Origin of the sequence: Hymenobacter rubripertinctus (genome assembly GCF_003583925.1) — a bacterium.
Classification (GTDB): Bacteria; Bacteroidota; Bacteroidia; order Cytophagales; family Hymenobacteraceae; genus Hymenobacter; species Hymenobacter rubripertinctus.
The window spans coordinates 43,493-50,041 of the sequence record NZ_QYCN01000030.1; the positions used below are offsets into that span (position 1 = coordinate 43,493).

3 protein-coding genes are annotated in these 6,549 nt (G+C 63.7%); all 3 read right to left on the reverse strand.

Annotation, left to right across the window (positions count from 1 at the left end; genetic code table 11):
- Nucleotides 1-103: 103 nt before the first annotated feature.
- The 3 genes from D0T11_RS16835 to rluF all read right to left on the reverse strand — a co-directional run bounded on the left by D0T11_RS16835 (nt 104) and on the right by rluF (nt 5,975).
- Entirely contained in the window at nt 104-1,363 is a 1,260-nt protein-coding gene (locus tag D0T11_RS16835; RefSeq protein ID WP_245990968.1) for a vanadium-dependent haloperoxidase, read from the reverse strand.
- Nucleotides 1,364-1,437: 74 nt separating this feature from the next.
- Nucleotides 1,438-4,767 (reverse strand): VCBS repeat-containing protein, encoded by a 3,330-nt coding sequence (locus tag D0T11_RS16840; protein WP_119656972.1) that lies wholly within the window; start codon nt 4,765-4,767, stop codon nt 1,438-1,440.
- A gap of 65 nt (nt 4,768-4,832) precedes the next feature.
- Nucleotides 4,833-5,975: a 23S rRNA pseudouridine(2604) synthase RluF gene (rluF, locus tag D0T11_RS16845; RefSeq protein ID WP_119656973.1), complete on the reverse strand. Its 1,143-nt coding sequence runs from the start codon at nt 5,973-5,975 to the stop codon at nt 4,833-4,835.
- Between the last annotated feature and the right edge of the window lie 574 nt (nt 5,976-6,549).

The window sequence follows — 6,549 nt, forward strand, 5'->3', positions numbered from 1 at the left end:
CAGCCGGCCGCAACCTGCTTGGCAGGCTACGCCTACCGCCGAAGATTCAGCCCTGACTCTGAGCCATAGCAAACGGGCCGCTTAGGACAGCCGCCCCGGGTTGCTAGCGGGGGTTGGTAACCGGCGTAAACAGCACGCGCAGGGCTAACTGGCCCACCTGCCGGCCCTGGTCCTGGCCCTGGGTTATGGCATCGCGGAAATGGATGCCGCCATAGAGCCGGGAGATGGCAGCTTCAGCCGCCGCCTGCCGAAAGGAACTAAACCGGCGGTCGGGCAGGCCAAAGGCTCGCTCCGAAGTGTCGGTATAGGCATAGGTGGGGCCAAAGTAATGGGTCAGCACCTCGGCGGCAGCCGTCGAGATAACGGAGTGGCCGCTGAGGTATTCGGGGAAGGGGGGCGTCTGGAGAATGGGCTGCCAGGTTGGGTCCAGGTAGCGCCGGATGGCCGTTTCGGGGCGGATGCGGTTGCTGCGGTACTTTTCGTCCCAGCAGCACATGAAGGCGTCGGTCAGCACAACAGCCAGCACGGTATGAACTTGCAGGGTGTGGGCAAATGGGGCCTTGCGCTGCCGGCAGGCGATGCTCGCAATGGCCATCCAGTGGGCACCGGGCGACATTTTTTTCAATCCTATGCGCAGGTGGCCGTTTTCGCGCAGGGCGAAGGGGTTACAGTCCCAGAAGGCGGCCGTGGCCCGCTGCGCGGGCGTGAGCGTACAGCTGGTCTGGTACACCTCCCGCATGAGCGCCGCAAAGCCGGAGCCGGGCCGCGAATCGAACGCAACCGGGGCAGGGGGCCGGAACTGAGCGGCGGAATCCAGCACGAAAGGACGGACGCGGTTGAAATAGGGCTCCACGGCCCCAAAAAACGCCGGGGGAGTCGGGCTCCAGTACCCGGGGCCGGCGGTGGGGGTGTAGCGCGGGTAGTTGCTGATGCGGTTGTAGCCGTCCTGCCGGGCGTAGGCGAGAATGGCAGTAGCCACCAGCTGCCCGCGCGCCCGTGCCTGGGCCACAACCGCCGCCGGAATGCCCGCGTTGCGGCAGCTGTCGGTGAGGGCGGCCGCGGCAGCGGCCAGCCCAGACCCGGATGGCTGGAGCTGGCCGGCCGTGTGCAGCATGGCGAACAAGGCAGCCAGCTGCGGGGCCTGGCACTGGCCGGCCGGGCGCGGAATGCGCGGGTAGTCGCGCAGGCGTCCGTGCAGGGGCATTAGGCTGGAATCGGACTGGGCCAGGGTTTCGTAGCCCGCCAGCATAGAATAGGCGAAAAAGCGCGCGGCCAGCGGTGGGTTGGTGATATCCTGCCGCATGAGCTGCTGCATACGGTCTACTACCCAGCCAATGCGGGCCGCCGGCATAGCGTACGACACTTGCCGGGGTGCGCGCCGGCAGGCCGGACCCACTCCCAGGCAGGTCAGGAGCAGCAAAAGGAGGGTAACTGGCCTCACTTCGAACGCACCCGATATGCTTGCACCGCCGCGCCGCTGCGCCCTACGAGCAAGGTGTTGTTTAGCAGCGCGAAGCTACGAACGTCGCCGCGAATGCTCAGCCCGGAAGCCCGTTGGGGCAGGTAGCGGAAGCCGCCCTTGCCGTCGCCGGTGAGCAGGCAGCCGAACCCAGCATCCTGGTTGCCGAAACGGATGCGGTGGTGCGAGACATTGCCCCCCAGCAACAGATCAGGGTGTCCGTCGTGGTTGTAATCCAGCGACTGCACGGCAAAAACAGACGTAAACTGGGCCTGCATGGGCAACGCTACCGCACGGTACCGGCCGCCGGGGGTGCTGAGGTAGCACTGGGTGCGCAGGCTGTTAGCCCGCAGGCGGGAAGCTCCCTGCAACTCGGCGGCGGTGAATATGTCGGTCAGGGTGGCGCTGGCAAAGCGGGCGTAGGTAGGAAAGCGCGGGCGCATGAGGCTGATCTGGTCCAGCAGCTCATCCCGCGTGAGGTAGGGGTAGCTGCGCCCCTGGTTGTAGAGGCACAGAATGGGGTCCACGGCACCGTTATCATCGAAGTCCTTATACACCAGCTCCGCCGGTTCGGCTTCGCTGGCTTTGCACTGGGTGTTCAGGCCCATGTTGCCGGCCACGATATCTGCCTGCCCATCGTGGTTCAGGTCGGTCAGCAGCAGGGTGTTCCACCACCCGGTGTGCCGGGCGGGCAGGTAGTGGGTAGTCTGGTCGCGGAGCCCCCGGCCGCGCTGGTTGATCCAGATCTGGACCGGCAGCCATTCGCCGGCCGTCACGAGGTCGGGGTAACTGTCGCCATTCAGATCGGCCCAGGCCGCCGCCGACACCATCCCAAGCCGTTGCAGGGCCGGGGCCAGTTGTGCCGTGTGGTCGGTAAAGCGGCCGTGACCGTCGTTGAGCAGCACGTAGCTGCGCGGTGGCTCAGGGTAGCGCCCGGGAATCACCCGCCCCCCCACAAACAGGTCAGGGTAACTGTCGCCGTTGATGTCGGCCACCGCCACGGTACCGGTGCTGGTGCGCATGGGCGGCAGCACGGCGGGGCTGCGGCTGAAGCGGCCGTGCCCGTCGTTCAGGTACAGGCGGTCCTGGAGGCGGGCATCATCGGGCAGAAACGTGTCGTAGCCGCCGCTGCCCACGTACAGGTCCAGGTCGCCGTCGTGGTCGGCGTCGAAGAAAGCGGCGGCGGCATCTTCGCTGCCCGCATCGGCCAGCAGCGCGGCCTGGGGCAAGGCCCGGAAACCACCCCCGGCCTGCTGCACCAGCACGCGGCCCGCGAAGCCCTGGGCACCGCCAATGAACAGGTCCGGCAGCTGGTCGCCGTTTACGTCGGCCGAAATCAGGCAGGGGCCGCTGTAGGAAAGGCTGGCCGGCATCAGGGGCTGCCGCTTGAAGTCGTTGACGTCGTTTTCGGCGCAGATACCCGGTACGGGAGAGGCCATGGCGGTAAATGCCGGGGGCCGGGGCTCCGGTATGGGCCGGGGGGGGCGGGCGGTGGCTTCGCGCAGGGTCAGCACGGTGTTGGCTTTTACGCCGGGCAGCAGCTGGCTCGCGCCGCCGGGCCACTGCACCCGCACCGAATCGATGCCCGATGCGGACCCGAGCCCGAAGTGGAGCACCGGCGAAACGCTGGACTGGAAGCCCCGGGTGAGTAGCTGCTCCACCAGTTGCTGCTGGCCTGGGCAGTACACCGTTACCTTGGCCCCTACTCCGTAGGGGTTGTGGCCGGCCCCCTGCAACTTCACGCTCAGGTAGCGGAAGGCTCCGGCCCCGCTGTGGCGGGCATTGTTGCGGTACACGAATGCCGGCCCGTTCAGGTTATTTACCACCAAATCTAGGTCACCGTCATTGTCCAGGTCGGCATAGGCGGCCCCGTTGCTGTTGGAAGAGCCCGTAATCCCCCAGGCAGCGTTGGCCTGCGTGAACGATACGCCATCCTGGTTGCGGAAAATATAGTTGGTGATCTTGCTGGAGGGTACGCGCCGGGCCATCTTATAAACTTCCGCCTCCGATATTATGCCGTGGCGCATATCGATGGAGTCGCCGATGTTTTTGACGAAATCCATGTTCGTGTAGTCGTGCAGGAAGCCGTTGGTCACGAACAGGTCCTTCAGGCCGTCGTTGTCGTAGTCGGCCAGCAGCGGAGCCCAGCTCCAGTCGGTGTTGGAGAGGCCGGCCAGCTGGCCAACCTCGGAAAAGGTGCCGTCGCCGTTGTTGAGCTGGAGCATGTTGCGCATAAACTGCCGGTTCAGCCCGGCCCGCACGCGCATGTCGTGCGTCTCAACGCTTTCATCGCCCATCAGTAGCTTCTGGCGTCGAAAATCGGCCGGCAGCATGTCCAGGGTCAGAATATCCGGCAGCCCGTCGTTGTTGATGTCGGCAATGTCGTTGCCCATGGAATACAGGGACGTATGCCCGAGCTGCCGGGCAGCCTGGTCCTGGAAGGTGCGGTTCTGCTGGTTGAGGTACACGTAATCCGGTGCCTCAAAGTCATTGGAAACGTAGAGGTCGGCCCAGTTGTCCAGGTTAAGGTCGGAGGCCGTGGCGGCCAGGCCACGCGCCAGGGACGTATTGCGGATCCGACTCGTGGAATCCAGCGCAAAATAGTGGCGGCCCGCGTCCAGCTGATTGACGTACAGCTTCAGGCCGGCCGCCGCGTTGGGCGTGGTCAGGGTCCGGCGAATAAAGTCCTCGTCCAGGGTCGAGAACCAGCTGGTGTTGTAGTTGACCAGGAGCATGTCCAGGTCATGGTCGTTGTCGTAATCGAAGAAGACGGCCTGCATACTGGCAGCCGGGTCGGCGAGGCCGTAGGCGGCGGCTTCCTCCCGAAAACCGGGAATACCCCGGGCATCGTTGCCCTGGTTGATGAAGAGCTGATTGCGGCTGTTGCTGCCCGGGGCCACCGCCGACCGACAGGCATAAATGTCGAGCCGGCCGTCGCCGTTCACGTCGGCCAGCGTGATACCCGTTTTCCAGACTCCGGTGGCCGCCACGCCGGCCTGGTCGGTTACGTCCTCAAACGTGAGATGGCCGCGGTTGAGATACAGCTTGTTGGGACCTTGGTTCGACGAAAAATAGACGTCCTCCAGCCCGTCGTTGTTCACGTCGCCGATGGCAACGCCGCCGCCCATGTAGGCCGTGGCCTGCATGAAGCCGTTCGTTCGCTTATCCTCCCGCAGGTCGTTGCGAAACCCGATGTTGGTTTCGGTCGCTGGCAGCAGGGTGAAGAGGGAGTCGACGGGAACCGGCCGGCCGCAGGCTGCTGCCTGTAAACAGATGGCTGCCGTGCCGAGGCGAAGGAGTTTGCGCATATGGCCGGACAGGAGTCAGGTCGCGAATAAGAAAGGCCAAAAACGATGATCCGACGACGATGCGCCTAGCGCTTGCCGGGGCGGCTCGCACCGCGGCTGCCCCGGGTGCTGGTTTTGCCCTTGGCCGGGCCGCCGCTGCCGGCTCCCTTGGCGGGCCGTTTGGTAGGGCCTTTGGGGCCGCTGGCCGGGCTGGCGGGTTTGCCCGGACGGGTGCCAGCCTTGCCGCTGGGCCGGCCCGAACCAGCACTACGGCCGGCCGTGGACAGCTTTTTGGGGCCGGCTCCGGCCTTGGGCTTGCCCTTATCGAGCCACGTGCCCACGGGCAGGGTTTTGGTCGGGCGCGGCGCGGTTTCATCGTCGAAAGAAGGGCCGGAAGGAAGGCGGGAAATGGCGGGGCGGCTGGTGGCTGGCCGGGCCGTTTTGTGGCCCGGCCGGTCGCCCCACTGGTCGGCTGTGGATACTACTTTGCGGCGGCGGGGCACCGCGCCATCGTCAGTGCCGCTGGAGTGCTCAATCATCTCAAACAGCACCTTCAGCTCTTTGTCGCGCAGCTCGCGCCACTCGCCGGGGCCGAGGCCCTTGATACCGATGTTCATCACCCGGATGCGTTCGAGCTGGACCACTTCGTAGCCGAAATGCTCGCACATGCGCCGGATCTGGCGGTTCATGCCCTGGATGAGGGTGATACGGAAGATGTAGGGCGTCTCCTTGCTGACCTTGCACTTCTGGGTCATCACGCCCAGAATGGGCACGCCGCCCTGCATGGCCTCAATAAAATCGTCCTTGATAGGCTTGTCCACCATCACCACGTACTCCTTCTCGTGCTGGTTGCCGGCCCGTAGGATTTTGTTGACGATGTCGCCGTTGCTGGTGAGCAGAATCAAACCCTGCGACTCCTTATCGAGGCGGCCGATGGGGAAGATGCGCACTGAGTGCTTGATGCTGCGGATGATGTTGTCGCGCACCGACGTATCGGTGGTCGTGACAATGCCCGGGGGCTTGTTGTAGGCAATGTACACGGCCTCTTCCTCGGGCCGGGGCTCGATGTGCATGCCGTTCACCACCACGCGGTCCTTGAGCGTCACCTGGTCGCCGACGCTGGCGCGCTTGCCGTTGACCAGCACGTTGCCCTGCTCGATATGGCGGTCGGCTTCGCGGCGCGAGCACACGCCGCTTTCGCTGATGTATTTATTGAGACGGGTGGACATGGGCAGGTGGTGCTGGGGTCTTCGGGCCTGGGGCTTGGGGCTTGGGCCGGCGGTAAAAAAAGAGGCTGCCGACCCGAGAAGGGTCGGCAGCCTGCAAAGGTACACCGTATCTAGGAGAGGGGTGGAAGAAGGGCGCAAATTCGCCGCATATCTATGGTATCTTCTCTATCAAAACTGGAGTGCAGGTCTTAGGCCCACACTCACTGATTTTTACGTTCGAAGGGTCGAAGAAATCAGAAACCGTGATTAATTTATATCCATCGATAAAACGGTCTGGCTGCTTCGTTATGTCGTCTTTCAACCTATTTCTTAGTTTACTGATGAAGAAACTGACCCTGTCTGATGTGTCTTTGGATGAGCAGCCTTCCGTGTAAATTAGAACCATTTTATCGTTGATGGTCACGTAATAGCAGGGAGGATCATTCTTTACTCTACCCTACTATTTTAGTGGGTTGTCCACGAGCAAGATAGCGACTAAATACATCCAGTAGGTTCAGAATTTTGCGTGCCAGCGRCTGGTCAGGGGCCGTATGTGGCCGGGTGAGTTGGCGCAACAGATTCAGGCCGTGCCGAC